The organism is Pseudomonas sp. PB103, from assembly GCF_009764635.1.
Taxonomy (GTDB): Bacteria; Pseudomonadota; Gammaproteobacteria; order Pseudomonadales; family Pseudomonadaceae; genus Aquipseudomonas.
On record NZ_RWIL01000162.1, the window covers coordinates 1 to 24,761 of the forward strand.

Consider the following 24,761-nt stretch of genomic DNA (forward strand, 5'->3'; position numbering starts at 1 on the left):
TTCGGCAGCTCCTACAGTGAGTCAGGTATTCCCATGTAGGAGCTGCCGAAGGCTGCGATCTTTTGATCTTTTGATCTTTTGATCTTTTGATCTTTTGATCTTTTGATCTTTTGCCGTTGCGGGTTGCCCACCAGTTCCCCCCCGCGCTAAGGTCGAGCAGCCTGTCAGCGTGCATTTTGCGCGCCGGGGCTCATGTGTATTCGGGGATGGAAATGGATTCCGCAGAGATTCTTGTGCTTCAGGCCAGCTACACCAATCCACTGCACGCCGAGGCCATCGGCATCGTGCTCAATCATTACGCAGAAGACTCCATGGGCGGCGGTCATTCGCTCGATCCTGATCTGCTGCGACGGTTACCGGAAGAACTGGCCCGTCGGCCTTACGCTTTCAGTGTGCTGGCGTTCGTCGGCGGCGAGCCGGCAGGGCTGGTCAATTGCTTCGAGGGTTTTTCAACCTTTGCCTGCAAGCCGTTGGTCAACGTCCACGATGTGGCGGTGGTGGGCAAATTTCGCGGCCTCGGCTTGAGCCAGAAAATGCTGCAAAAAGTCGAGGACATCGCTCGTCAGCGTGGTTGCTGCAAGATCACCCTCGAAGTGCTGGAAGGCAATCCAGTCGCGCAGGGTTCCTACCGCAAATTCGGCTTTGTGCCGGGCATGTTCAATCCGGAGCACGGGCGCATGCTGTTCTGGATCAAGGATCTGCAGGCATAAAAAAAGGCGCCCGAACAGGGCGCCCAACTGTCATCTCTCAGGCCGGAGCGCAGCCGTGAGAGGTCATCGGTTGCTCGATAAATCAGTTGCGATAAGACTCGGTCACTTGTGCGGTCTGGTCGGCGGGGACCCGCAGCTCTTGGGCTTTGGCGTCGCTGGCCGGCGCACTTTGCGTGCGCTGGACCGGGAAGTTGTCGTAGTAATGGTGCATGCGCTCAGCGCCGCCTTCGGCGAAAACGCTGGCAGAGCCAAGGGTGAGCAGACCTGCAAGGATTGCTGTGGTGGTTTTCATGGTGCCTCCTACTGAAAAACGTCGGAGCCGTTCATCCATGAAGCAGAACTCGGAACAAAGTCTGTAGGAGGTGAATTAACTCGGGGTTAACGCAGTGGAACGCCTGTCACCCAAACTGTGGCGAGGGAGCTTGCTCCCGCTGGGGGCGAGCATCCCTTGGAACAGGGGCCTGCTGCGCAGTCCATTGAGGATAAATCCCCTCACCACAGGTGATCTCAGTTAGCTGGGGAGGGTTAGAGCTTCCAGTCGAGGCTCAGCGTTACGGTGCGTGGGTCTCCCCAGTACACGCCGTTGTAGAAGCCGACGTTGTCGTAATACTTCTTGTCGAACAGGTTGTTGACGTTCAACGAGGCCGACAGGTGCTTGTCGAATTCATAGCGCGACATCAGGTTGACCACGGTGTAGGCGTCCTGGTTGATGCGCGTACGTTCAGTGAGAATCCGCCCGTTGGCGCCGCGCCCGATCGGGCGGTTGGCGGTGCCGTAGACGTCGCTCTGCCAATTGACAGCGCCACCGACGGTCAGCGCGTTCCAGTTGCCCGGCAAGCGATACGCCGTGGACAAACGGAACATGTTCAGCGGCTGGTTGGTGTTGCTCCGTTCCTTTTCACCATTGGCCGAGTGGGTGTAGGTGTAGCCGGCGGTCATGTTCCAGCCAGTGAGCACTTCACCCGAAACTTCAGCTTCGAAGCCGTTGACCTTGTTGCCTTTGCCGCCGCTCTTGTAGAACTCCTCGCCGGTGACCGGATCCGGTGCGACCGAATCGTCGACTTCGGCGACGTTGTCCTGTTTGCTCCAGAACAATGCGGTCGACAGGTTCAGACGTTCTTCCAGCAGACTGCCCTTGAGTCCCAGTTCGTAGTTGCTGCCCACCACGGGGTCGAGGTAGTTGCGACTGCTGTCACGGTTGCTTTGCGGTTTGAAGATGTCGGTGTAGCTGACGTAGGCGGTGTATTCCGGGGTCAGGTCGTAAAGCAGGCCGGCGTACGGCGTCCAGATGTCGTTCTGGCGCTGACGAGTTGCATCGAAACGACTCAATTGCAATTGGCTGTCGTAATAGTTATCGCGACTGGATTCGTCCCAACTGCCGTAACGGCTGCCGAGCACAGCATGCAACTGGTCGGTAAAGCTCAAGCGGGTGGCCAGGTAACCGGCCTTTTGCCGGGTCTGGCTTTTCGAGCCACTGAGTCCCGTCACCGTGTCCGGGAATTTGGCGATGTTACCCATGTATTTCCAGTCACGAATGTTTGCGTAGTCCGCCGCAGTCGGGCCGTCAACGGTATACGGCGAGTCGGCACGGTATTGGGCCTCGCCATAGCCGACCATCAATTCGTGTTCGCGGCCCAGCAAAGAGTAGGGGCCGGACAAGTTGAAGTCGTAAGCCTTCATGCTCTGATCGCCGATCATGTGCCCCATGTACGCGACCATCCCGCTGCGATCGGCTTCAGGAAAACCGCCACCGCCATAATAGGTTTTGCCGTCGGAATCGCTTTTACGATGGGTGTACGCGGCTTTCAAATGCCAACCGCCGGCAAGTTGCTGATCCAGCGTGGCGAAGGCGGTCTTGTCGCGCAGCGGCCAGGAACTCCACGAGGTCGCCATGTTGGTTGAACGACCCAGTCCCGCTTTGCTGCCATCGGCGTTCCAGTACGGCACCGTGCCCCAGGACGTGCCTTGCACTTGTTTGTCTTGGTAGTCGTAGCCCACGGCCAATACGGTTGATTCGGTCAGGTCCGCTTCGAGAATCCCGTAACCGACCTCGCGTTGCAGCGCGTATTTATCCTTGATCGACTGGCTGTCGCGATAGGCCAGCACCGTGCGCCCGCGTAAACGACCGTCGAAGGCCAGCGGGCCGCCAACGTCGACGTAACTGTAGTAATCGTCGTAACTGCCGCCGCTGACCCCGGCCAGAGCCTGCAGTTGTGCCGTCGGACGCTTGCGCACCATGTTGATGGTCGCTGACGGATCGCCCGCGCCGGTGGTCAGCCCCGTGGCGCCGCGCACCACCTCGATGCGGTCGTAGATGATGGTATCGGCGTCGGACTTCATGCGGCCGAAGGTGTTGAGCATGCCGTCAATCTGGAAGTTGTTGATCGAGTAGCCGCGTGAAGAATAGCTGACCCGGTCGGAATCGAGGTGCTGTACCACCACGCCGGTGGTCTGCTGCATGGCCTCGGTCAACGTACCGAGTTTGAAATCATCCATTTGCTGGCGGGTGACCACCGACACTGACTGCGGAGTTTCCTTGATCGACAGGTTCAGCCGAGTCGCGGTGCTCATCGCACCGGTGGTGTAAGCGTCAGTGTTTTCGGTGGTGGTGCCCAGGCCTTGGGCGGTGACATCGGTCGCAGCAAGTTCCAACGCTGTAGCGGCCGGATTTGCCGGGTTTTCGGTATCGTTTTCAGCCAGTAGATCAGCGCTGAACGCAGCGCTGCACAGACCGAGCGTGAGGGTCATGGAACGGGTGATGGGCGCGAACATCGCAGCCGACTCCTTGTCTTCGAGGGGAAATATCCTTTGGTTCAAAGACGAAGAGGGGAGACGCGATTTAGTAACAAACGAGAAATATTATTATTTAAAGCCGACCCATACCCTGTAGGAGCTGCCGAAGGCTGCGATCTTTTGATCTGTTTTTTAAAACACAAAATCAAAAGATCGCAGCCTGCGGCAGCTCCTACCGGGTAGAAGAAAGGGGCCATGTCGGCCCCTTGCTGGTGTTACTTCTGGACAATGTCCGCTGGCGCGGTGTCGGGCTTTTTCGGCTTCATCAGGCTGAAGTCGATCAAGGCCCGCTGCTCACGCTCATACGGGTTGCCGATCATCAGCGGACGCGGCTTGAAGCTGTCGCTGACCAGGCTCTTGCTGCGGTCCAGCTCATCGAAACTCAGGCCAGCCATGTCCGCCCAGGTGTGGATCAAGTGCGAACTGCTGTAAGGCCGCCCCAGATCGCCGGCGAAGTTCCAGTCATGGTTTTCTTTCCATTTCGGCGATGCCCAGGCCATGAACGGGATGGTGTACATCGGCGCGGTAGGTTTGTTTTCGTTGCGGCCCAGGGTTTTGTGGCCGACCGAATCGAACACGTCTTCGCCGTGGTCGGACAGGTACAGCAAAAAGCCGTTCGGGTCGGACTTGGCGTAGTCCTTGATCAGGCTGGACACCACGAAGTCGTTGTACAGCACCGCGTTGTCGTAGCTGTTGTAGGTCGGCACTTGATCATCACGCACGCCGGCCGGCACGCCTTCGCGATCCTGGAACTTGTCGAAGCTCGGCGGATAACGGTATTGATAGCTCATGTGCGTGCCGAGCAAATGCACGACGATCAGTTTGCGCTGTGCCGGATCAGTCAGGGCCTTGTTGAACGGCTCGATCACGTCACCATCGTATTGCGCGGCGTTCTGGTTGCGGTTGTTGTTCAGGTAGACCTGCTCATCCGCCTGCTCGGAGAACGTGGTGAGCATGGTGTTGCGCTTGGTCATGGTCTGCTGGTTGGTGATCCAGAAGGTTTTGTAACCGGCCTGTTTCATCATGCTGACCAGCGACGGCGTCGACAGGTAAAGGTCCGGGTTTTCCTCGTCGGCGAAGGTCAGCACTTGCTGCAGCGCCTCGATGGTGTAAGGGCGCGGGGTGATGACGTTGTCGAAGACCGCCAGTTGATCCTTGAGCTTGTCCAGTTCCGGCGTGGTCTTGCGCGGGTAACCGTAGAGGCTCATGCGCTGACGGTTGGTCGACTCGCCGATCACCAGCACCAGCGTCGAGGGCTGATTGGCGCCGGCGTCCTTGAGGTTGTGCAGCGGCGGGATCTTGCTCGCGCTGTGCAACATGCCCTGCATTTCCGCCAGCGTGTCCAGATAGCGGTGATAAGCCACGGCCATCTGCCACGGCACCGCCGGCTCGATGCGGGTTTCAAACTTCTCGAAACCGCCGGCGAAGCTGCCGGTGCGCATCGTTTGCTTGACCAGCGGGTAACCGACGACGGCCACGATGATCGCCATGGCGGCCACAAACGCGCGGCCGCGGGGCATGTATACCGGGCGCAGGCGAGTCCAGAGGAAATACGCGAACAGGGTGTGAGCGAGGAACGCAGGGACCATCCACCAGGCAAAGTACTGGGTCATGTACTCGCCCGCTTCAGAAATGTTCGACTCGAACATGATGAAGATGACGCTCTGCGAGAATTCCTGCTGATAGATGAAGAAATAACCCAGGCTGGCCATCGAGCAGGCCCACAACACGACACCAATGATGGCGGCGAGCAGCTTGGTGCGTTGGGGGAACAGCAGCATCGGCGCCAGCCAGATTGCGCTCATCACGAACGCCTGACGGAACCCGGTGAAACCCGAGGTGCCGGTCAGCTGGATCAGCAGTTGGGTGATACCCGAGAAATACCAGAAGAACACGAACAGCCAGAGAAACCCGGCCCAGTCGAAACCTGTCGCAGTCGTTTTGCTGCGTTTGAACAATGCCATTCAGCACTCCAGCTCAGTCGTTGCAACCACCGCCGGAGAGCATCCATGAAACCGACGAACGGAGGCCGCACGCGAACGCCCGGCCAGAATGCGCCGGAGTATCACCAAGGGAATGTGAAAACTTTGTTAGTTGCAGATGACTGTCAGAGGTGAATCATGTCGGGAACGACGGACGCCGTTCCCGAAACACGCGGGCAGTTCAGGCGTGCGGGTTGCGCATGACCACCGGCAGAGGTTTGGGCTGAGCGCCCTGAGTCAACGCGCGCAGCTGCGCCAGCTCCTGCTTGAGTTGGTCGCGTTCGTCTTTCAACTGGCGCAATTCATCGCGACGGATTGTCACGTACAGGGTTTGTGGCGGCATTGCTGTATGTACTGTGCCCATTGCTCACCTCGCAAATGGCGTGCATCAACTGTAAATAGCGGCCGTTTTTGGCTGCTGACTTACTATCGGCGCCAATTTTGATTTCTTTTGCCTGTGAATGGAACTTTTTTATTTTTCATGGTCGGTGTGTCTTCGCCACGTTTCGGGGCGTTATCAGTCTGATTCGGGCACAATGCACGGAAACTTCATCGCAACGCTCTGGACTAACCTCCATCAGTCGCGTTGGGCTATAACCCATGACACACATTTATTTGTAGTAAGGAGCATCAGCACATGCAACTCGGGATTATTGGACTGGGCCGCATGGGCGGCAATATTGCGCGACGTCTGATGCTCAACGGTCACACCACCGTTGTTTACGACCGCAATACCGCTTTCATCGATAACCTGGTCGCCGAGGGCTCCACGGGCGTCGCAGACCTGCCTGCACTGGTTGCCGGCCTGGCCAAACCGCGTGCAATCTGGGTCATGCTGCCGGCCGGCGCGCCGACCGAAGACACCATCAACACCCTGAGCACACTGCTTGAAGCCGGCGACACCATCATCGACGGCGGCAACACCAACTATAAGGATGATATTCGCCGGGCCAAGACCCTGAATGAGAAGGGCCTGCACTACATCGACGTCGGCACCTCCGGCGGCGTCTGGGGCCTGGAGCGCGGCTATTGCATGATGATCGGCGGCGACGCTGAAACCGTGCAGCGCCTCGATCCACTGTTCGCCGCACTGGCGCCGGGCATGGGTGACATCCCGCGCACCAAGGATCGCAAGTCCGATGACCACCGTGCCGAGCACGGCTACATCCACGCCGGTCCTGCCGGCGCCGGGCACTTTGTGAAGATGATTCACAACGGTATCGAGTACGGCATGATGGCCGCGTTCGCCGAGGGCTTCGACATCCTCAAGACCAAATCCAGCGAGCGTCTGCCGGAAGATCAGCGTTTTGATCTGAACGTGGCTGACATTGCTGAAGTCTGGCGTCGCGGCAGCGTCGTTTCCTCGTGGTTGCTCGACCTGACCGCCGACGCACTGGCCAGCGATCCGAAGCTCGACGGCTTCTCCGGTTCGGTTGCCGACAGCGGCGAAGGTCAATGGACCATCGAAGCGGCCATGGAGCAAGCGGTGCCGGTGCCGGTGCTGTCGAACTCGCTGTTCTCGCGCTACCGCTCGCGCGGCCAGGGCACCTTTGGCGACAAGATTCTTTCGGCCCAGCGCTTCGGCTTCGGCGGCCACGTGGAGACACCGAAGAAATGACCCATACGATCCGCAGGAAATCCAAGGCAGAACCCGCACCACCGACCACGCTGTTTCTGTTCGGTGCCCACGGCGACCTGGTCAAGCGCTTGCTGATGCCGGCGCTGTACAACCTCAGTCGCGACGGCTTGCTTGACGAAAACCTGCGGATCGTTGGCGTTGACCACAACGCCATTACCGATGAGGCCTTCGCGCAGAAGCTCGAAGACTTCATCCGTACCGAAGTGGCGGCGAAAGTCGGCAAGGGTGATCAGATGCTTGATCCGGCCTTGTGGGCCAAGCTCGCCAAAGGTATCAGCTACGTCCAGGGCGACTTCCTGGACGACAGCACTTATTCCGCGCTGGCGGCGAAAATCGCCGACAGCGGCACCGGCAATGCGGTGTTCTATCTGGCCACCGCGCCGCGTTTCTTCAGTGAAGTGGTGCGCCGACTCGGCAGTGCCGGCTTGCTCGAAGAAACTCCCGAAGCGTTCAGAAGGGTGGTGATCGAGAAGCCGTTCGGCTCCGACCTGCAAACCGCCGAAGCGCTGAACGCTTGTTTGCTCAAGGTGATGTCCGAGAAGCAGATCTATCGGATCGACCATTACCTGGGCAAGGAAACCGTGCAGAACATTCTGGTCAGCCGGTTCTCCAACAGCCTGTTCGAAGCCTTCTGGAACAACCATTACATCGACCACGTGCAGATCACTGCGGCGGAAACCGTTGGCGTCGAAACCCGTGGCAGTTTTTACGAACACACTGGCGCACTGCGCGACATGGTGCCCAATCACCTGTTCCAGTTGCTGGCCATGGTTGCCATGGAACCGCCGGCGGCATTTGGCGCTGACGCGGTGCGCGGCGAAAAGGCAAAGGTAGTTGGCGCGATCCGTCCGTGGACGACTGAGGAGGCGCGAGCCAACTCGGTTCGTGGCCAGTACAGCGCGGGCGAAGTCGATGGCAAAGCCTTGAACGGCTATCGCCAGGAGCCCAACGTCGCGCCGGACAGCAGCACCGAAACCTACGTGGCGCTGAAGGTGATGATCGACAACTGGCGCTGGGTCGGCGTGCCGTTCTATCTGCGCACCGGCAAGCGCATGAGCGTGCGCGACACCGAAATCGTCATCTGCTTCAAACCGGCGCCGTACGCGCAGTTCCGCGACACCGAAGTCGATGAGTTGCAGCCGACCTACCTGCGCATTCAGATCCAGCCCAACGAAGGCATGTGGTTCGACCTGCTGGCCAAACGGCCGGGGCCGGCGCTGAACATGGCCAACATCGAGCTGGGTTTTGCCTACAAGGATTTCTTCGAGATGCAGCCGTCGACGGGTTACGAAACCCTGATCTACGACTGCCTGACCGGCGATCAGACGCTGTTCCAGCGCGCCGACAACATCGAGAACGGCTGGCGCGCCGTGCAACCGTTCCTCGATGCCTGGCAACAGGACGCGAGCGTGCAGACTTACGCCGCCGGTGAAGACGGCCCACAAGCCGCCGAAGATCTGCTGACTCGCGATGGTCGCGTCTGGCATGGCCTCGGATGAGTGACGTGCCGAAGCAACCCATCCGTTTTCTGCTCAGTGACATGGACGGCACGCTGTTGCTGCCCGATCACACGCTGAGCCAGCGCACCATCGACGCGGTTCGCGCCTTGCGTGAGGCGGGCGTGTTGTTCAGCCTCGCCACCGGGCGGCCGCCCAAAGCCATGTTGCAGCAGATCGAGGCCCTGGGCGTTGATCTGCCGACGGCGGCGTTCAACGGCGGGACCATCGTCAATCCCGATGGCAGTCTGCTGGTGGCGCATTACCTGCCGGCAACGACTGCACTGATTGCGCTGGCGACGTTTGCCGATCAGCCTGAGGTGGAAATCTGGGTGTTTAGCGGCGGGGACTGGCTGCTCAAGGACCCGCACGGGCCGATGGTGCCGCGCGAGCAGCATGGCCTCGGTTATCCGCCAGTGGTGGTTGAAAGTTTCGAGCCGTATCTGGAACGTATCGACAAGATCGTCGCGACCAGCAACAACACCGAACTGTTGATTGAACTGGAAGCGCGGTTGCTGCCGAAGGTCAACGGCATGGCGCAAGTGTCACGTTCGCAACCGGTGTATCTGGACGTCACTGCGCTGGAGGCCAACAAAGGCACCGCGCTGGCGACACTGGCCGAACACCTGGGCATACCGCTGGAACACACCGCTGCGATCGGCGACGGCGGCAACGACCCGGCGATGTTCCATTGCGCAGGGCTGTCGATTGCCATGGGTCAGGCCGAAGAGGCGGTAAAACGCCAGGCCGACGTGGTCACCGCCCCCAACACCGAAGACGGCGTCGCCCAAGCGATCGAAAAATACATCCTCCAATAACACCTGTAGGAGCTGCCGAAGGCTCGGGCCGCGATCGGACGATCTTTTGATCTTGCTTTTTAAAAAAACGAGATCAAAAGATCGCAGCCTCGTTTCACTCGACAGCTCCTACAATGTTTCGTGGGGTTAGAGCCAGTAGCTGACGGCGTACCAGCCCAGCAGGCCCATCACGAAGGTGTACGGCAACGCCATCCACACCATTCGTCCATACGACAAGCGCACCAGCGGTGCAATCGCCGACGTCAGCAGGAACAGAAACGCGGCCTGGCCATTCGGCGTGGCCACGCTCGGCAGGTTGGTACCGGTGTTGATCGCAATCGCCAGCGTTTCGAAATGCTCACGGCTCATGTGCCCGGCGAGGAACGCCTGCTTCACTTCAGTGATGTAAATGGTTGCGACAAACACGTTGTCACTGATCGCCGATAGCAAACCATTGGCAATGAACAGCATGCCCGGTTGTTGCTCGACCGGCAGCGCCAGCACCCATTGAATCAGCGGCGCAAACAGTTGTTGATCGTGAATTACCGCCACCACCGCAAAAAACACCACCAGCAATGCGGTGAATGGCATGGCGTCCTTGAACGCGCTGCCCAGGCGATGCTCGTCGGTAATCCCGGTAAACGCAGTGATCAGCACAATCACCATCAAGCCGATCAGGCCGACTTCAGCGACGTGAAACGCCAGGCAACCGATCAGGATCAATGCCGCCGCACCTTGCACCAGCAACGCGGCGCGTTGGCGCGGCGTACGTTCGGCGTTGTCTTCAGCAGCGTAGTTGGCCAGCACGGCGCGAACGTTGTCCGGCAGCAGCGTGCCGTAACCAAACCAGCGCAGTTTCTCCAGTAACACGCAGGTCACCAGGCCCGCCGCCAGGACTGGCAGCGACACCGGGGCAACTTTCTGGAAGAACTCGCCAAAATGCCAGCCCATTTCGTGGCCGATCAGCAGATTCTGCGGCTCGCCGACCAGTGTGCAGACACCGCCCAACGCCGTGCCGACCGCGCCGTGCATCAGCAGGCTGCGCAAGAATGCGCGGAATTGATCGAGATCGTCATGATGCAGCGTCGGCAGGTGCTGGTCGTCGCCGAATTCGCTGTCCTGGCGTGGGTCATTGCCCGAGGCAACACGGTGATACACCGAATAGAAACCGACAGCGGCGCTGATGATCACCGCGGTGACGGTCAGTGCATCGAGGAATGCCGAGAGAAAGGCCGAGAGAAAGCAGAACATCAACGCCAGCGCCGCTTTCGAACGCACGCCCAGCAACAGGCGCGAGAACAGATACAGCAGCAGATCCTTCATGAAATAGATGCCGGCGACCATGAACATCAGGAGCAGGATTACCGGAAAGTTGTGCAGCAACTCATCGTAAAGCGCCTGTGGCGTGGTCATTTTCAACAGCAGCGCTTCGATCAGCAACAGCCCGCCAGGCATCAGCGGATAACACTTGAGCGCCATGGCCAGGGTGAAAATGAATTCGATCACCAGCAGCCAGCCGGCGGCAACCGGGCCGACAGACCATAACACCAGGGCATTGAGGATCAGGAAGCCAACGATGGTCGCCTTGTACCAGCGTGGCGAGTGCCCGAGAAAATTTTGCGCGAACGCCTGGGCCATTGAACCGGACATCGGTTGCTCCTTGTCTTGAGAAGCGCGCAAGTTGCCGGATGTGTCACGCAAGTTCAAGTGCTGAATGCCCCCCTCACACCTGTAGGAGCTGCCGCAGGCTGCGATCTTTTGATCTTGTTTTTTAAAACCCAGATCAAAAGATCGTCCGATCGCGGCCCGAGCCTGCGGCAGCTCCTACATGAGGTTATTCGGGGTTGAGGTAGCGCGCGACCATCGCCCGGTAGTTGCCATCCAGCGAATAACCGCCGACAAGAATCCCGCCGTCCGCTTGCAAGGCCAGCGAATTGGCCGTGTCCAGACTTCGCCCAAGACGTGTGCGCAGCCAGCCATTGCCGTCGCCGAAACGCTGATCGAGGTCTCCATCAGGCAAATAGCGCGCGACGATAAAGTCTGCTTCAACGCCGCCAATGGTCGCGCCGACGGCAATCGTGCGCCCGTCCTGCATGCGTTGAGCGGCGTTCCACTGGCAGCCACTGGGGCCGATGTCGAGTAACTGCGGCAGGCCGTCATGGCGGTGCAGGTCGGCGCGACCATTGTGATGCAGGCTCAGAGAAAGACAGTGACTCGGGTCGCGGCTGCTGCCGAAACAGTGCAGGTGTTGCGCCGACTCGATCACCTGGCTGACCTGCGCACTGCGCCCGCCCGCGGTAAACGACATAAAACCGTCGACGGCAAACCGCTCATCCAGACGGCCATCAGGCAGGTAGCGCGCCAACAGGCCTTCTTGCGGGAAATCGATGGAGCCGGCGACCATGATCCGCCCGTCCTCCTGCAACAGCAGACTGCTCAGCCAGGTATTGAGCAACAAATGGCGGACCATCACGAAGCCACGACCGTTGAACGTCTCGTCAAGGCTGCCGTCAGGCTTGAGACGGATGAGCATGCCGGCATGGTCGGCCAGTTCGAAGTGATGATTGGCAATCAGCAGCACATGGCCGTCAGGCTGTACGGCGACATCGCAGGCCTCCGCGCCAGGTACACCCGGCGGCAGCCAGTTATCGCGGGTGCCCATGGACAAGTCGCCCGGCAGGCGCACGACTTGCACGCCGTTATCGCCAAATGTCGGGTCCGGATTGCCCTGAGCATCGAAGCGGGCGAGGGCAGGCAAGGTGCGGTGGGTGTTTTCGTAGTGGAGGCCGGCCAGCAGGATTCGGCCATCAGCGAGTACCTGCACTTTACTGGCTGATGCTTCAAAGCCGTGGGCATATTCGCCGATGACACTGCCGTGATGCGCAAACCCGAGATCCGCCGAACCGTCGGCGAGCAATCGCGCCAGGCCGAATCGGCTGCCTTGGGCCGTGCCGACCTTGGCGGCCACCAGCACGCGGCCCTGCTGATCGACAGCGACGCCTTGCGTCATGCTCGACTCACTGCCGGCAAAATACACTTGCGCGATGCCGCGAGTCGCAAAGGTCTGATCAAGTTGTCCGGCGCTATTTAACGGCGGCGCCAGCGCGAAAGCGTTCGAGCTGAACATGCACGCATCTCCTTGCGAGTTGACCATGACCCGGGAACCGGGTGGGTAACTGCATGAGCCGAACATTCAATACTTGATGATCAAGAAGTACAACGGTGAGAACTAACAGGCGGAGGGTCGCACTGTGCCACAACAGTGTCTTTTTGAACCAATGGCAAGCCTGCCAAGCAGTTGGGCCTGACGCCACTGTTTAAAGTTGTACAAAGCGGCGCACGGTCGAAGAGAAAGTGCAACTAAGGGGAAGAGGCGGATGACTCTAACGTCATCCACATCGACCGCGAAATCAGTGTGGCATCGACCACGATTGCAGCAGGTAGCCTTCTTCGCTCAACTCGGCGCGGGCTTGTTGCAGCAGTTGTTCGAGTTGTGCCGGATCGGAGTAGGCACTGCTTGGAATCTGTTTGCGGCCAATGTGGGAATTGGTCCGATCAATAACGGTCAGGCTGAGTTCGCCATTGCCGTCTTGCGGCGCCCAGGCCACGCACTGGAAGGGTTTGAACGCGTGGTTGGCAATCAAAAGAGCTTCGTTGATACGGAGCGGGGCGGTCATGGGGTCTTCTCTCTGTAATGCCCAATCAAGTGATAGGCCGTCGGTTGGGCTTACCGTTCGGCTGGTTACTTGTACTGATGCACGCAACCCGCTAACGGGTCACACTCGAAACAAAGAAATTTCAACTTTCTTTCATAGACCTGGCCTTTAGGCAGCTTTTGAAAGCTCGCTGAAAGCTTTTCAGTAATGAAATAGTCGATAGCTAACTAACAACCGCGCTGCTTATAACGCGTTTGTTTGTACACCTATAAGCAATCGATACAAGGCGCTGTCAAAATCTTGCTAATGTTACAGTCGGGTCTGCCAAATGACTGTTTTTACAATCATTTCTAATATTTGGCGCCAAGGAACAGTCATGAGCGAAGCGCCTGCGTTACGACGTTTATTGGTGGTCGATCCGTGCGACGACTGTCACCGCTTATTGCCCGGTTTACGCGCGGTAGGCTGGGATGTCGACAGTTGTACGCTGGAAAATGCCGCCGACCGCAGCTGCGATGTCGGCTTGCTGCGATTACAGCCTTTTCACCTGGAACGACCCGAAGCGGTGAAAGAGTTGATCAGTCGCAGCGGCACGGAATGGATTGCTGTACTGAATCAGGAAGTACTGCGCCTGCAGAACGTTGGCGACTTCGTCTGCGAATGGTTTTTCGATTTCCATACCCTGCCGTTTGACGTGTCTCGGGTGCAAGTCACCCTCGGCCGGGCGTTCGGCATGGCACGCCTGCGCGGGCAGGGCACAATTCACGTCGACCAGCCCGAACATGAATTGCTTGGCGACAGCAAACCTATCCGCGAACTGCGCAAATTGCTCAGCAAGCTGGCGCCGACCGAATCGCCCGTGTTGATCCGTGGCGAAAGCGGCACCGGTAAAGAGCTGGTCGCGCGCACGCTGCATCGGCAGTCGCAACGCCACAGCAAACCGTTTGTGGCGATCAATTGCGGGGCAATTCCCGAGCACTTGATTCAGTCAGAGCTGTTCGGTCACGAAAAAGGTGCATTTACCGGCGCGCATCAGCGCAAGGTCGGCCGCATCGAAGCGGCCAACGGCGGCACCTTGTTCCTTGATGAAATTGGTGACCTGCCGCTGGAGTTGCAGGCCAATCTGCTGCGGTTCCTCCAGGAAAAACACATTGAACGGGTCGGTGGCAGTCAGCCAATTCCTGTCGATGTACGCGTGTTGGCAGCAACCCACGTCGATCTTGAGTCTGCAATCGAGAAGAAGCGTTTCCGCGAGGATTTGTACTACCGGCTCAATGTGCTGCAAGTGGTCACCGCGCCTTTGCGTGAACGGCACGGTGACTTGTCGATGCTGGCCAACCACTTTTCGCATTTCTACAGCCACGAAACCGGTCGACGTCCGCGCAGTTTCAGTGAAGATGCGCTGATTGCGATGGGTAAACACGATTGGCCGGGCAATGTACGCGAACTGGCCAACCGCGTTCGTCGCGGACTGGTGCTGGCCGAGGGGCGGCAGATCGAGGCGCGCGACCTGGGCCTGATCAGTCAGCATTCGATCGCTACGCCCATGGGCACGCTGGAAGATTACAAGACGCGAGCTGAACGTCAGGCATTATGCGATGTGTTGAACCGGCACAGTGACAATCTGAGCATTGCGGCGAAGGTACTTGGGGTGTCGCGGCCGACGTTTTACCGGCTGCTGCACAAGCATCAGATTCGCTAGAAGATCAAAAGATCGCAGCCTGCGGCAGTTCCCACAAGGGTAATCCTGTAGGAACTGCCGAAGGCTGCGATCTTTTGCTGTTGCTCTGCTTAGAAGTAGTACGGGAATTTCAGGCTGAAGGAAAAGTCCGGTGCATCGTCGGTCAAACCGATCGACAAGTTCGGAACAATCGTCAGGTTGTCGGTGGCCGCAATGGTCATGCCGACGTTGAAATAACCGGCGTTGGCGTCACTGGAGACCACCGATTGCCAATCGCCGCCATCCTGTTTCAGCTTGCTTTTACGCTGCACCAGGTCAGACATCGAGAACGACATACTCATCTTCTCGTTCAGGGCAAAGGCAATACCGGCGCCAATCTGGAAGCTGTCGCCGATCTTTACCTTGCCCGGATTTTTCTGGTTGACCGTCGAGCTGATGTCGTCAAACGACTCCTCCAGATTGTGGGTGTAGGACAAACTGCCGAACAGCACGGCCGGGTCAAACGTCTTGACCAGCGAGATACCTGGGGTGACCGACCAGACGCCGTTGCCGGTTGGCAGGGTGTCAGGCACAAACAGGTTCGAGTTGGCATCGGTCTGACGCAGCTTGATACCGAACGGGTCCTTGCCGGTAGGTGCCTTGACCCGCAAGGTGACCACGGCGTCCGGCGTATTGACCGATTCGTCGAGGAATTTGTAGGCGATACCGAAGTTGACGTCGCCAATGGTCGGGTCGCGAGAAACGTCCTGTTCAGTGGTGACGTTGGAGGCGCCGCCGTTACCGCCGCCGGATTGATACGTCGAATCGCGGTAGACCACCGGCACGTTCAGGTCGAACTGCCAGCGATTGTCGAAGTTGTAGCGGCCCGTGAGGTCGAGGGTCCAGGTATCGGCCTTGATCCGGTCAAGGTTGATGTTGCCAAGGAAGATCGAATCCAGCGCGAGGAAGCCGTTGAGGATCAACTGACGGGTGTCATAACGCGAATAGGTGACACCGGTTTCAAAGCTGAACTTGCCCCCGCCGAAGAAGCCGCTGGCCTCGTCGTACAGGTTGGACACGCTCTGTGCCGGTTGCGAATCGTCCGCCAGTGATTGCCCATAAGAAGCGCCACTGCCCCCGGCTGCGCCCCCCGACGCTGCTGCGGCCCCGGTGCCGGTGGCCACTTTTGGATTGCCTTTGAGATCCGACGGCGACTTGGCCAGACGTTTCGGTTGCGGCGCCGCCGGTTGGTCTTCAACCTGGCGGACTCGCTGTTCGAGGACTGCCAAGGCTTTTTGTTGTACTTCGTATCGTTGCTTAAGCTCCAGTAGTTCCTGTTTCAGGACTTCTACATCGGCGTCCGGTGCCGCTTGCAGCATGGCTGCGGGTAGAAGGGTACTCAAACATACAGCCGCACGCAGTGATACTGATCGATACATGAAAAAGCCGTCCCTTTAAGCCCAATGATCGAGACTCAGCGTAGTTCAATATCCAATATTGCGTAGTGCCCTGAGTTGAGTCAGGTTGCAGTCCAGTGCACCGGCGCTCATGCCGTTATTGTTCAGTACGACGTTGAGTTGAGTCATGTTATTGACCACGTTGGCACTGCCAAGCAAACGGGTGTTCTGCAGCAAACCGCCCTGGGCGACTTGTTGCAAGGCTGTGCCCTGATTGCCGGAGGCCTGAATGGCCATTTGTACGCCGCCGTTGGTGGCTGAAACCGCCACGCTGCCTGCGGCGTTACTGCCGCCGATGGTCTGCCCGGCCATCAGCGCCTGCCCTTGCGCGGGCACTATGGCGGGCGCTTGATTGGCTTCAGAGACGTTGATCGCAACGTTGTTGGAGGCGCTATTGCTATCGCCGGCTGCACGAACGCTTTGGGTTATACCTTGGCTACTGTTGAGGCCGGCGCCACCGGTGATCGTGCCGGTACCTGTCGGCAGGGTGCTGCCGTTGCCGTGTTCCTTGATTGTTTGTACATAGAATTCTGGTTTTACCGTGGCTGCCTGAAGTTGCATCGAGGTGGCTGCCCCGATCAGATCACCGCTGGCGTTGCGCCAGGTACTGCTCATGACAATGCCGAAGCTGATAATCCGCCCCGGCATCACATAACGACCACGTAGTTCGGACAGTTCCTGGTCCTGGATTTCGATAGGTTTGAATCCTGCATTGGCATAGCCTGACGCGCTCGCTGCCAGGCAGGCGGCGGCCAGCCAGTATGAGGTTTTCATCTGCTGCTCCCGGGACATCCAGCCCCATTCTTTATAATCGGCGATTAAAAGAAGTCGCTCTGTATGAACCCGAAGTCCATCAATTCAGCATCTCTGACAGGGTTGAAGCCATCCAGCTTGTTCTTGGCGGTCAGCGGCACCGGAGGGCTACGCAAGGCATTTGTCTTGTCGTATCCGGGGCCAACGATGGCGAAAACAATGCCGTTCCAACCTTTGACAAAGTCATCGTGTTTGTAGCGTTTATGGCCCAGAACCGGGTCTCCGATGTAAACCCAATCCTTGTCCGAACGCTGCAGAACCACGAAATGCTTGTAGCCGCGAATTTCCATCAGTACCACCACCGGGATTGTTACAGCGTCGAGTTTTTCCGGCGGAATCTTGTAGCCCCTGGCGCGCATGCCGATGCTTTCTATGTAGCGCTTCATGTCCAGCATGGAAAAACCCTGAGTACGAACAAGGTCCTGGTCAGCGTTGACCAGCATGCCTTTGATGATGTGCTCTTCATCGACGTCGAGCCAATAGGCCTGGCGTAACACCGTGGCCAGTGCGGCGGCGCCGCAGCTGAAATCGGTTTTCTGTTCGACGATGTCGGCAAACTTGCGCTCACGAATGCTTTGCACGTTCTTGTAGACGAGTACGCCGCCGGGGAGGGCAGCGACTGGCATCTGCGCGGCCTGAGTCAGGCCAGACAGGCAAAGCAGAGCGATGAAGGCAGTCTTACGCATGATCGATACGCCTTTGCGGACTGAGGAAAAGCCCCGTTTCCGGGGCTTTCGTTTCGATCGCGATTACATGCAGGCTTTGCAACCTGCAGCGATGGACAGCGAGTTGCTTTGTTGGTTGCCAACACCTGCGGCGTTGTTGAAGCCAGCGTTGCCGGAGAAGTTGTTGCCAACGTTGCTGACCGCAGCATTGTTGGTCACAGGGTTTTTCCAGCCGTCTGGAGTCATCACTTGTTGAGTGGTCACGCCAGCCAGGCCGAAGACACCCACAGCTTCGAAGGTAGCTTTTTGATCTTTGCTACCGCCACTGCCGCCGTGCCCTTTGTCGTTGCTGCCATAACCGCCACCGCTGTGACCGTGATCGTCATCTTTGATGGTAGCTTCACCCACGGCGCCGAACACGCCGACGGCGGCAACAGTGCCAGTGAGGGTATTGGTTTTGTAGGTCTGAGTACCGTAGTTGCCTACGTTAAGACCGGTAGAGCTTTGGTTGGCAGCGGCAGCAGCCTGGGCCACACGGCCACCGGATACGGCGATTGCCAGGTTGTTTTTCTGTTGGTTGAAGTTGCCGGCACTGTTATTGACACCAATGTTGCCTGAACCGTTGTTACCAACGTTGTTCATGCCAGCGGTGTTGGTGGTGGAGTAGTTGGCAACGGAGTTGCCGTTGTTGACCTGAGTTGCGCTGGAAGCAGAAACAGCTGAACCGAAGATAAAGCTTTCGTCAGCGGTTGCCAGAGCAGCAGCGTTATCTTGCTGGTTGCCGTCACCAGCGGTGTTGTTCATGCCCACGTTGCCGTTCGAGCCGTTAGCGGAGTCTTGGACACCGGCACTATTTTTTGTGCCTTGGTTGCCGACGACGTTGCCTTGGCTGTTTTGTACGTCGAGTACTGCAGCACCGGCCCCTGCGCCGATTTGCAGCAGTTCTTCAAGGGTTGGGCCTTGAGGTTGAGGAGGGTTATGGCCGCCGTGACCGCCATTGTTACCATGATCATTGCCGCCTGCTTGAGCCGCCATTGCCATTACTGCTGCAAGTGCGAAAACCAGTGGTTTGAGAGCCATTGTAGGTTTCATGGTGTTTCTCCATCGTGCTTATTAGTTGGTTAAGTGTTGGTACTTTCTAATTGCACTGCTTTTGTTGTTTGGGTCAGTCAGCGACCCGGATGCTCAGGGTGTTAGCCATTCGGTTCCCCACCCCGGCACTCTGGTTCACCTGGATTACCCCGCGGCTGCCGGTGAAGGCCTGATCACTTGTCGTGACCTGGCGACTGCCGGGTGAGGTACCAGTTGCTCCTGAGCTCGGTAGAAACGCCACGTTCTGTTGTGAAAGGGCGCTGTCGTCAACGCTCTGCGGGCCGGCACTGATGCTGACGCGCGTAACGTTGGCCATCTGGTTGTTGGCCCCGGCGCCCTGGTTCACACCGAGGATGCCGTTGCCGTTACTGAAAGAGTTGCCACCAATGGTTGCGCTGGCATTCGTCGCAGGGTTGCCTGGCGTGTCGATGTGCTGGCGCACGATGGTGGTGGCGCTGGCCGACGTGCCAATGGCGATGGCCTTGGTGTTGGTCTGTTGCATCTGGTCGCCGGCGGCCTGGTTGATGTTGTAGTTGCCGCGGTACTGAATGCCGGTGTCCTGAATGTCCGCGTTGTTCACTGAGCTGGGATCGGCGGCCATGGCATTGGCGCAACCGAGGAGGGCAAGCAGGAGCAGAGTGCGATTCATCTTATTGGCCTCCAGCCATGCGGGTCAGCGGGGCGAGGCCGGCGCCCATGGCGCGGTTGACGGTGTTGGAGATGGAGCTGCCACCGCCACCGCCATGACCTGAGCTCATGCCAGGCAGGCCATTAGGGTTGGTCAGGACATTGGTCCCCGGCAGGCTGCCGGTCGTCGTCGACATGGTGCTGCGGATAGACGAGCCGCTGGCGATGGCGGCAAAGTCACCGTCATCGAGCTCGGTGCTGGCCATCGCTTGATTGATGCGCGCCGAAGGGTTGGCGTTAACGGTAGTCGGGTAGGGGTCTTTGCCGCCGCTGCGGCCGATAGGGATAGGTTGAACGTCGCGATTGAGGACGATCACTCCGTTGCCTTCCGCCTGCACATTGAAACTGATGAATGTGCTGGCTGCTGATCCGATCAGCAGAAGGCAAGTCAAACCTTTGTTGAGATTCCCCACGGCGGCAATTCCTTCTTCAGTGGGCTGGCTCTTGTCAGCGTTGGGAAGGAGAGAGCGAAAGCTGTGCCGCTTTTTAAATGTTTCGGTATTTCAATCGATTACGTAAATTCAGCGCGAACTTGATACACAGGTTGTCTCATTGATGAAACACGCGCAGTGCCACCGACCTGTCTGTAGGCTGAACAAAGCTCTGGAACAAGGGTTTGGGCGGTTGTGTTTCACCGGCGTAACAAGTGACACGTCAAAGCGAAGAAGTGCGCTTAAACGGCCACTTTGCACTCAGGTGGGTGTAACAGGATCGGACACTTTGCCCCCAGAACAGGGGGAAACGGTGGGGCAGGAGCCCCTTGAACCGGGTTATTCGCAAAGCAATTGTGCGACCGCCGCAAAAGCTTGCGTCTGCCGCTCAGCCCAATTGCCTTGAATGATTTGCACGGATTGCTGATGTTGCTCAAGCCAGGCGCGCGTGGCGTTGAAGAAGGCCAGACGCTGCTCCAGATCTGGCTGGCAGCGTTGACCGTCATCGGTCCAGTCGATGTGCTCCGGGGATAGCAGAAGGTGCAAATCGTATCGGCGTGCCAGCAGCTCGGGTTCGAGCCAGGCCGGGCAGGCGCCGAACAGCGTCTGGCTCCACAGCATGTTGCTCAGCAGGTGCGTGTCGAGAATCAGCAGCGCCGGTCTTTGCGCACGCGCCTGATCTTCCCACTGCAATTGGCCACGGGCGATCTCGGGGATGTCTGCCAGGCAAGTATCACGCGGGTTCTGCTCAATGAACCAGCGCACGTATTCGTCCACCCGTACGCCGCCGAACTGTTGTTGCAGGCCCGCCGCCAGCCAGCTCTTGCCGGTGGATTCCGGCCCGGTAAGCACCACGACTTTCATGTGCGCAACGCCGGGTCGGCGCGCCATTCACGATAGCCCTGCACCGCGATCAAGGTGAACAGGCCGTACAAGGCTGCGGTGAGGTACAGATCCTTATAGATGAACAGCCCGACAAAGATCACATCGAGGACAAACCACAGTGCCCAGCACTGCAGACGTTTCTGCGCCATCCACAACTGCGCAACCAGGCTGAACGCCGTCAACGCTGCGTCGAGCCAAGGCTGTGCGGCATCCGTCCAGTGCGCCATGGCCGCGCCCAGCAGCAGGCTGCCGACAGCGCCGACGCTGAGCCCGATCAGGATTGAACGCTGATCGAGACGTGTGACCTGCCGCCCGTCGTGCATCGTCCCGGCCCGCGTCCATTGCCACCAGCCGTAGACTTGCAGCGCGGCGTAGATCACTTGCAGCAACATGTCCGAATACAGCTTCACCTCAAAGAAGATCCAGCTGTAGAGCAACACCATGACCAGGCCGATCGGCCAGCACCATGGGTTCTGTTTGACCGTCAGCCAGACGGCAATCACACCGAGGGCGGCGGCAAACAGTTCAAGCCCGGACATGGGGATTCCTTGGGGGGAGAAAAGAAGGGAGCGGATTGTACTGTATTCGCCCAAACACTGAAGAACCTGTGGGAGCTGGCTTGCCAGCGATGAGGTCGGCACATTCAATATTGATATTGGATGACCCACCGCCATCGCTGGCAAGCCAGCTCCCACAAGGATTTAGGTCAGACGCGGAACTGGCGTAGCAGGCCGTTGAGTTGTTCGCTCAGTTGGCCGAGCTTCACGCTGGCCGCACTCGACTGCTCTGCAGCGATCGCCGTGCTGTGCGAAAGACCAGCCGCCTGGGTGACGTTCTGGTTGATGTCCTCGACTACATGCGCCTGCTGCAAAGTAGCGCTGGCAATCGAGGCATTCAGACCATTGAGGTTGCGCAACGCCTGGCCAATGGCATTCAGGCTGGCACCCGCGAGGCCGGCCTGTTCGATGGTCAGTTGCGACGCCTTGCTGCTGTCGCCAATGACTTTTACAGCGGCTTCGGAATGATTTTGCAGGCGCTCGATCATCGACTGAATCTCGGCCGTCGATTTCTGCGTGCGCTGCGCCAGCAGGCGCACTTCATCGGCGACCACGGCAAAACCGCGACCTTGCTCACCGGCCCGCGCCGCTTCAATCGCGGCGTTGAGCGCCAGCAGGTTGGTTTGCTCGGCAATCGAGCGAATCACCTCCAGCACGCTGCCAATCTGCGTGCTCTCGGCGGCGAGGGTGCGGATCACCTCGACTGCCTGATCGATGGTGTCCGAAAGCTTGTCGATCTGTTGCAGGCTGCCGTCGATGTTGATCTGGCCCTGCTGCGCCTGCGCTTCGGCATCACGCATTTCAGCGGCGGCATGCTCGGCGTTCTTGGCCACGTCCTGTACGCCGTAGGTCACCTCGTTGATCGCGGTGGCCACCAGTTCCATCTGCTGCGATTGCTGTTGGCTGCGTTGCTGCGCCTGCGAGGCGTCGTTGCCCAGTTCGCTGGACGATTGGCCCAGTGCGCTGGCCGAGACCTGCAAGTCGCCGATCACCCGGCGCAATTTCGCGGTGAAGGCATTGAAATGATGCGCCAGTTCGGTGACTTCATCCTTGCCGTGGGTATCGAGGCTGCGGGTCAGGTCGCTTTCGCCGCTGGCAATGTTGGCCATTGCGTTCACGGTTTCCTGCAACGGGCGCACGATGCTGCGGGCGATCAGAATCACCAGCAGGGCCATGATCAGCGCAATCGCCAAGCCGATGACCGTGGCTTTGATCACCTGGCCCTTGAACTCAGCCTGCACATCGTCGACGTAAACGCCGGAGCCGATCACCCAGCCCCACGGTTCGAACAGCTTGACGTAAGAAGTTTTCGCCACCGGCTCACTGGCGCCGGGCTTCGGCCAACGGTAGTCGACCATGCCGGCGCCTTTGGCGCGGGCGATGGCGACCATTTCGTTGAACACCGCAAAACCGTCCGGATCTCGGATCGCCGAGAGGTTCTGACCTTCGAGTTTCGGGTTGGTCGGGTGCATGACCATCACGGGCGTGAGGTCGTTGATCCAGAAATAGTCGCTCTGGTCATAGCGCAGACCACGAATCGCGGTCAGCGCCTGCTTTTGCGCTACCTCTTTGCTCAAGGTGCCGGCGGTTTCCAGGTCATGGTAGTAGGTGAGCAGGCCGCTGGCCGTCTGCACCACATGTTGGGTTTTCTGGGCTTTGGCGTGATACAGGTCATCGTGGATCTGCTTGAGCATCAACACGCCCAAGGTCAGCAACATGACCACGGCCACCACCAAAATGAGCCACAAGCGTCGGCTGATCGACACACTGCGCAAGCTGTTCATAACGCTGTCACTCCGGATTCTTTTTCTTGTAATAAACGACCGCCAGCATCCAACCACGATTTTGTGAGCGGGCATACGCGACCCAAGTCGTATAACGCGGCAGCGCTATTAAGGCTTGTCTGTTAGGATTTCGGCCCCGCGCGTAAAAACCTGAATCCAAGTTGATATTTCACGGAATTTTGACTGTTTCGTGTGGATCCTGTGCGCGCGGAATCGGTACAGCTACAAACAGCTACGCTGAACGCAGTGAACGTAAGAAAAATACTATCGGGGCATGCCACCGTGCATCGCTCTTTGGGGGATTGATGGATCTTTGGACCGCCTTGCAGGCACTGATTCTTGGAGTTGTAGAGGGGCTGACGGAGTTTTTGCCCATTTCCAGTACCGGACACCAGATCATTGTTGCCGACTTGCTCGACTTCGGCGGTGAACGGGCCATGGCGTTCAACATCATCATTCAGCTCGGCGCGATCCTCGCGGTGGTCTGGGAGTTTCGCCGCAAGATTCTCGACGTGGTGATTGGCTTGCCGACGCAGCCCAGCGCTCGACGGTTTACTGCCAATCTGCTGATCGCTTTCTTGCCGGCCGTGGTGTTGGGGGTGATTTTTGCCGACCTGATCCACGAATACCTGTTCAATCCGATCACGGTCGCGGCCGCGCTGGTAGTGGGCGGCGTCATCATGTTGTGGGCGGAAAAACGTCAGCATGAAGTACATGCCGAAACAGTCGACGAGATCACCTGGAAGGACGCCCTGAAAGTTGGTTTTGCGCAGTGCCTGGCAATGATTCCCGGTACTTCGCGCTCCGGCTCGACGATCATTGGCGGCTTGCTGTTTGGTCTGTCGCGTAAAACCGCTACCGAGTTCTCGTTCTTCCTCGCCATGCCGACCATGGTGGGTGCGGCGGTGTACTCGGGCTACAAGTATCGTCACCTGTTCGTGCCAGCGGACTTCCCGGTATTCGCCATCGGCTTCGTGACGGCGTTCATCTTCGCCATGATCGCCGTGCGCGCCTTGCTCAAGTTCATCGCCAGCCACAGTTACGCGGCATTTGCCTGGTACCGGATCGTCTTCGGCCTGGTCATCCTTGCCACGTGGCAATTCGGTTGGATCGACTGGGCGGCGGCCAAACCATGAGTGATTCCCGCGCACGTCGCCCTGAAGGTCGGCCTTTGGCTGGCAACATCCAATATCTGAAATTGAAACTGGTGGTGTTGCTGATCGTCTGTGCGTTGCCGTTATACGGCTCGCTGTCGATGTGGCTGCGCGGGATCTCGCTGGTGCCATTGGCAGGGTACGGGATCGTCAGTGTGCTGGCGTTCTTCCTGTACTGGGCAGACAAGCGCAAGGCCCGCGCCGATGCCTGGCGCACGCCGGAGAACATTCTTCATGCGGTGGAACTGGCCGGCGGCTGGCCGGGCGCATTGATCGCCCAGCAGGTTTTTCGGCACAAGACGCGCAAGGTGTCGTTCCAGATTCTGTTCTGGGTGATCGTCTTGCTGCACCAGATATTCTGGATTGACCAACTGTTCATCGGCATGAAACTGCTGGCCCTGTTCTAAAAAACACCACCCCCCTGTAGGAGCTGCCGAAGGCTCGGGCCGCGATCGGACGATCTTTTGATTCTGATTTTTAAAAGATCAAAGTCAAAAGATCGT

Annotated in this window: 23 protein-coding genes; 7 read left to right on the forward strand and 16 right to left on the reverse strand. The window is 58.5% G+C overall.

Translation table 11 applies throughout. The features are described from left to right. The first annotated feature begins 212 nt into the window (after nt 1-212). A complete protein-coding gene (locus tag EJA70_RS28350; RefSeq protein WP_158835592.1) occupies nt 213-710 on the forward strand; it encodes a GNAT family N-acetyltransferase in 498 nt (165 codons plus the stop codon). A gap of 82 nt (nt 711-792) precedes the next feature. On the opposite strand, the gene EJA70_RS28355 is transcribed toward EJA70_RS28350, so the two are convergent. The 4 genes from EJA70_RS28355 to EJA70_RS28370 form a co-directional block, all read right to left on the reverse strand. Beyond that, on the reverse strand, nt 793-1,002 hold the full coding sequence (locus tag EJA70_RS28355) for a hypothetical protein (RefSeq protein ID WP_158835594.1): 210 nt from the start codon (nt 1,000-1,002) through the stop codon (nt 793-795). Nucleotides 1,003-1,235: 233 nt separating this feature from the next. Continuing rightward, entirely contained in the window at nt 1,236-3,482 is a 2,247-nt protein-coding gene (locus tag EJA70_RS28360) for a TonB-dependent siderophore receptor (RefSeq protein ID WP_158835597.1), read from the reverse strand. A gap of 236 nt (nt 3,483-3,718) precedes the next feature. Further along, nucleotides 3,719-5,467, reverse strand: a complete 1,749-nt coding sequence (locus EJA70_RS28365; protein ID WP_158835600.1) for a phosphoethanolamine transferase CptA — start codon at nt 5,465-5,467, stop codon at nt 3,719-3,721. A gap of 199 nt (nt 5,468-5,666) precedes the next feature. Then, nucleotides 5,667-5,849, reverse strand: a complete 183-nt coding sequence (locus tag EJA70_RS28370) for a DUF6026 family protein (protein ID WP_008082537.1) — start codon at nt 5,847-5,849, stop codon at nt 5,667-5,669. A 273-nt stretch (nt 5,850-6,122) separates the two neighbouring features. On the opposite strand from EJA70_RS28370, the gene gnd reads away from it, so the two are divergent. Genes gnd through EJA70_RS28385 form a run of 3 tightly spaced genes read left to right on the forward strand, consistent with a single transcriptional unit; the run spans nt 6,123 to nt 9,438 of the window. After that, the gene (gnd, locus tag EJA70_RS28375; RefSeq protein WP_158835603.1) at nt 6,123-7,103 is read left to right on the forward strand and encodes a phosphogluconate dehydrogenase (NAD(+)-dependent, decarboxylating); all 981 of its coding nucleotides are present in this window, start codon (nt 6,123-6,125) and stop codon (nt 7,101-7,103) included. After that, complete coding sequence (zwf, locus tag EJA70_RS28380) at nt 7,100-8,623, forward strand: glucose-6-phosphate dehydrogenase (RefSeq protein WP_158835606.1); 1,524 nt, start codon at nt 7,100-7,102, stop codon at nt 8,621-8,623. Before gnd ends, zwf begins: the two co-directional genes overlap by 4 nt. Further along, complete coding sequence (locus EJA70_RS28385; RefSeq protein ID WP_158835609.1) at nt 8,620-9,438, forward strand: HAD family hydrolase; 819 nt, start codon at nt 8,620-8,622, stop codon at nt 9,436-9,438. The genes zwf and EJA70_RS28385 overlap by 4 nt, the downstream gene beginning before the upstream one ends. 126 nt (nt 9,439-9,564) lie before the next feature. Here EJA70_RS28385 and nhaB read toward each other — a convergent pair whose 3' ends face one another. The 3 genes from nhaB to EJA70_RS28400 all read right to left on the reverse strand — a co-directional run bounded on the left by nhaB (nt 9,565) and on the right by EJA70_RS28400 (nt 13,094). Beyond that, nucleotides 9,565-11,067, reverse strand: a complete 1,503-nt coding sequence (gene nhaB, locus EJA70_RS28390) for a sodium/proton antiporter NhaB (RefSeq protein WP_158835612.1) — start codon at nt 11,065-11,067, stop codon at nt 9,565-9,567. Between the two features lie 184 nt (nt 11,068-11,251). Beyond that, nucleotides 11,252-12,544, reverse strand: a complete 1,293-nt coding sequence (locus tag EJA70_RS28395) for a hypothetical protein (protein WP_158835615.1) — start codon at nt 12,542-12,544, stop codon at nt 11,252-11,254. A 283-nt stretch (nt 12,545-12,827) separates the two neighbouring features. Next, nucleotides 12,828-13,094: a hypothetical protein gene (locus EJA70_RS28400; protein WP_008078918.1), complete on the reverse strand. Its 267-nt coding sequence runs from the start codon at nt 13,092-13,094 to the stop codon at nt 12,828-12,830. Nucleotides 13,095-13,449: 355 nt separating this feature from the next. On the opposite strand from EJA70_RS28400, the gene EJA70_RS28405 reads away from it, so the two are divergent. Next, nucleotides 13,450-14,775 carry a sigma-54 dependent transcriptional regulator gene (locus EJA70_RS28405; RefSeq protein WP_008078919.1) on the forward strand — a complete coding sequence of 442 codons (1,326 nt, stop codon included), beginning with the start codon at nt 13,450-13,452 and terminating at the stop codon, nt 14,773-14,775. 89 nt (nt 14,776-14,864) lie between these two features. Here EJA70_RS28405 and EJA70_RS28410 read toward each other — a convergent pair whose 3' ends face one another. The 9 genes from EJA70_RS28410 to EJA70_RS28450 all read right to left on the reverse strand — a co-directional run bounded on the left by EJA70_RS28410 (nt 14,865) and on the right by EJA70_RS28450 (nt 23,104). After that, on the reverse strand, nt 14,865-16,172 hold the full coding sequence (locus tag EJA70_RS28410; protein ID WP_158835618.1) for a hypothetical protein: 1,308 nt from the start codon (nt 16,170-16,172) through the stop codon (nt 14,865-14,867). 45 nt (nt 16,173-16,217) lie between these two features. Beyond that, complete coding sequence (locus EJA70_RS28415) at nt 16,218-16,964, reverse strand: hypothetical protein (protein WP_158835644.1); 747 nt, start codon at nt 16,962-16,964, stop codon at nt 16,218-16,220. Between the two features lie 44 nt (nt 16,965-17,008). Beyond that, a complete protein-coding gene (locus tag EJA70_RS28420; RefSeq protein ID WP_158835621.1) occupies nt 17,009-17,689 on the reverse strand; it encodes a C39 family peptidase in 681 nt (226 codons plus the stop codon). Between the two features lie 63 nt (nt 17,690-17,752). Continuing rightward, on the reverse strand, nt 17,753-18,760 hold the full coding sequence (locus EJA70_RS28425; protein ID WP_158835624.1) for a heme utilization protein: 1,008 nt from the start codon (nt 18,758-18,760) through the stop codon (nt 17,753-17,755). Between the two features lie 73 nt (nt 18,761-18,833). Then, nucleotides 18,834-19,409 carry an adhesin gene (locus EJA70_RS28430; RefSeq protein WP_158835626.1) on the reverse strand — a complete coding sequence of 192 codons (576 nt, stop codon included), beginning with the start codon at nt 19,407-19,409 and terminating at the stop codon, nt 18,834-18,836. 1 nt (nt 19,410) lies between these two features. After that, nucleotides 19,411-19,860: a hypothetical protein gene (locus EJA70_RS28435; protein WP_158835629.1), complete on the reverse strand. Its 450-nt coding sequence runs from the start codon at nt 19,858-19,860 to the stop codon at nt 19,411-19,413. A 357-nt stretch (nt 19,861-20,217) separates the two neighbouring features. Next, the gene (locus tag EJA70_RS28440; RefSeq protein WP_158835647.1) at nt 20,218-20,742 is read right to left on the reverse strand and encodes an AAA family ATPase; all 525 of its coding nucleotides are present in this window, start codon (nt 20,740-20,742) and stop codon (nt 20,218-20,220) included. Beyond that, nucleotides 20,739-21,302: a nicotinamide riboside transporter PnuC gene (gene pnuC / locus EJA70_RS28445; RefSeq protein WP_158835632.1), complete on the reverse strand. Its 564-nt coding sequence runs from the start codon at nt 21,300-21,302 to the stop codon at nt 20,739-20,741. Before pnuC ends, EJA70_RS28440 begins: the two co-directional genes overlap by 4 nt. A 167-nt stretch (nt 21,303-21,469) precedes the next feature. After that, the gene (locus EJA70_RS28450) at nt 21,470-23,104 is read right to left on the reverse strand and encodes a methyl-accepting chemotaxis protein (RefSeq protein ID WP_158835635.1); all 1,635 of its coding nucleotides are present in this window, start codon (nt 23,102-23,104) and stop codon (nt 21,470-21,472) included. A 305-nt stretch (nt 23,105-23,409) separates the two neighbouring features. Here EJA70_RS28450 and EJA70_RS28455 point away from each other — a divergent pair, with 305 nt between their 5' ends. Together EJA70_RS28455 and EJA70_RS28460 are read left to right on the forward strand one after the other, a co-directional pair. After that, nucleotides 23,410-24,240 (forward strand): undecaprenyl-diphosphate phosphatase, encoded by an 831-nt coding sequence (locus EJA70_RS28455; protein WP_158835638.1) that lies wholly within the window; start codon nt 23,410-23,412, stop codon nt 24,238-24,240. Next, nucleotides 24,237-24,665: a DUF1294 domain-containing protein gene (locus EJA70_RS28460; protein ID WP_158835641.1), complete on the forward strand. Its 429-nt coding sequence runs from the start codon at nt 24,237-24,239 to the stop codon at nt 24,663-24,665. Before EJA70_RS28455 ends, EJA70_RS28460 begins: the two co-directional genes overlap by 4 nt. Nucleotides 24,666-24,761: the final 96 nt, after the last annotated feature.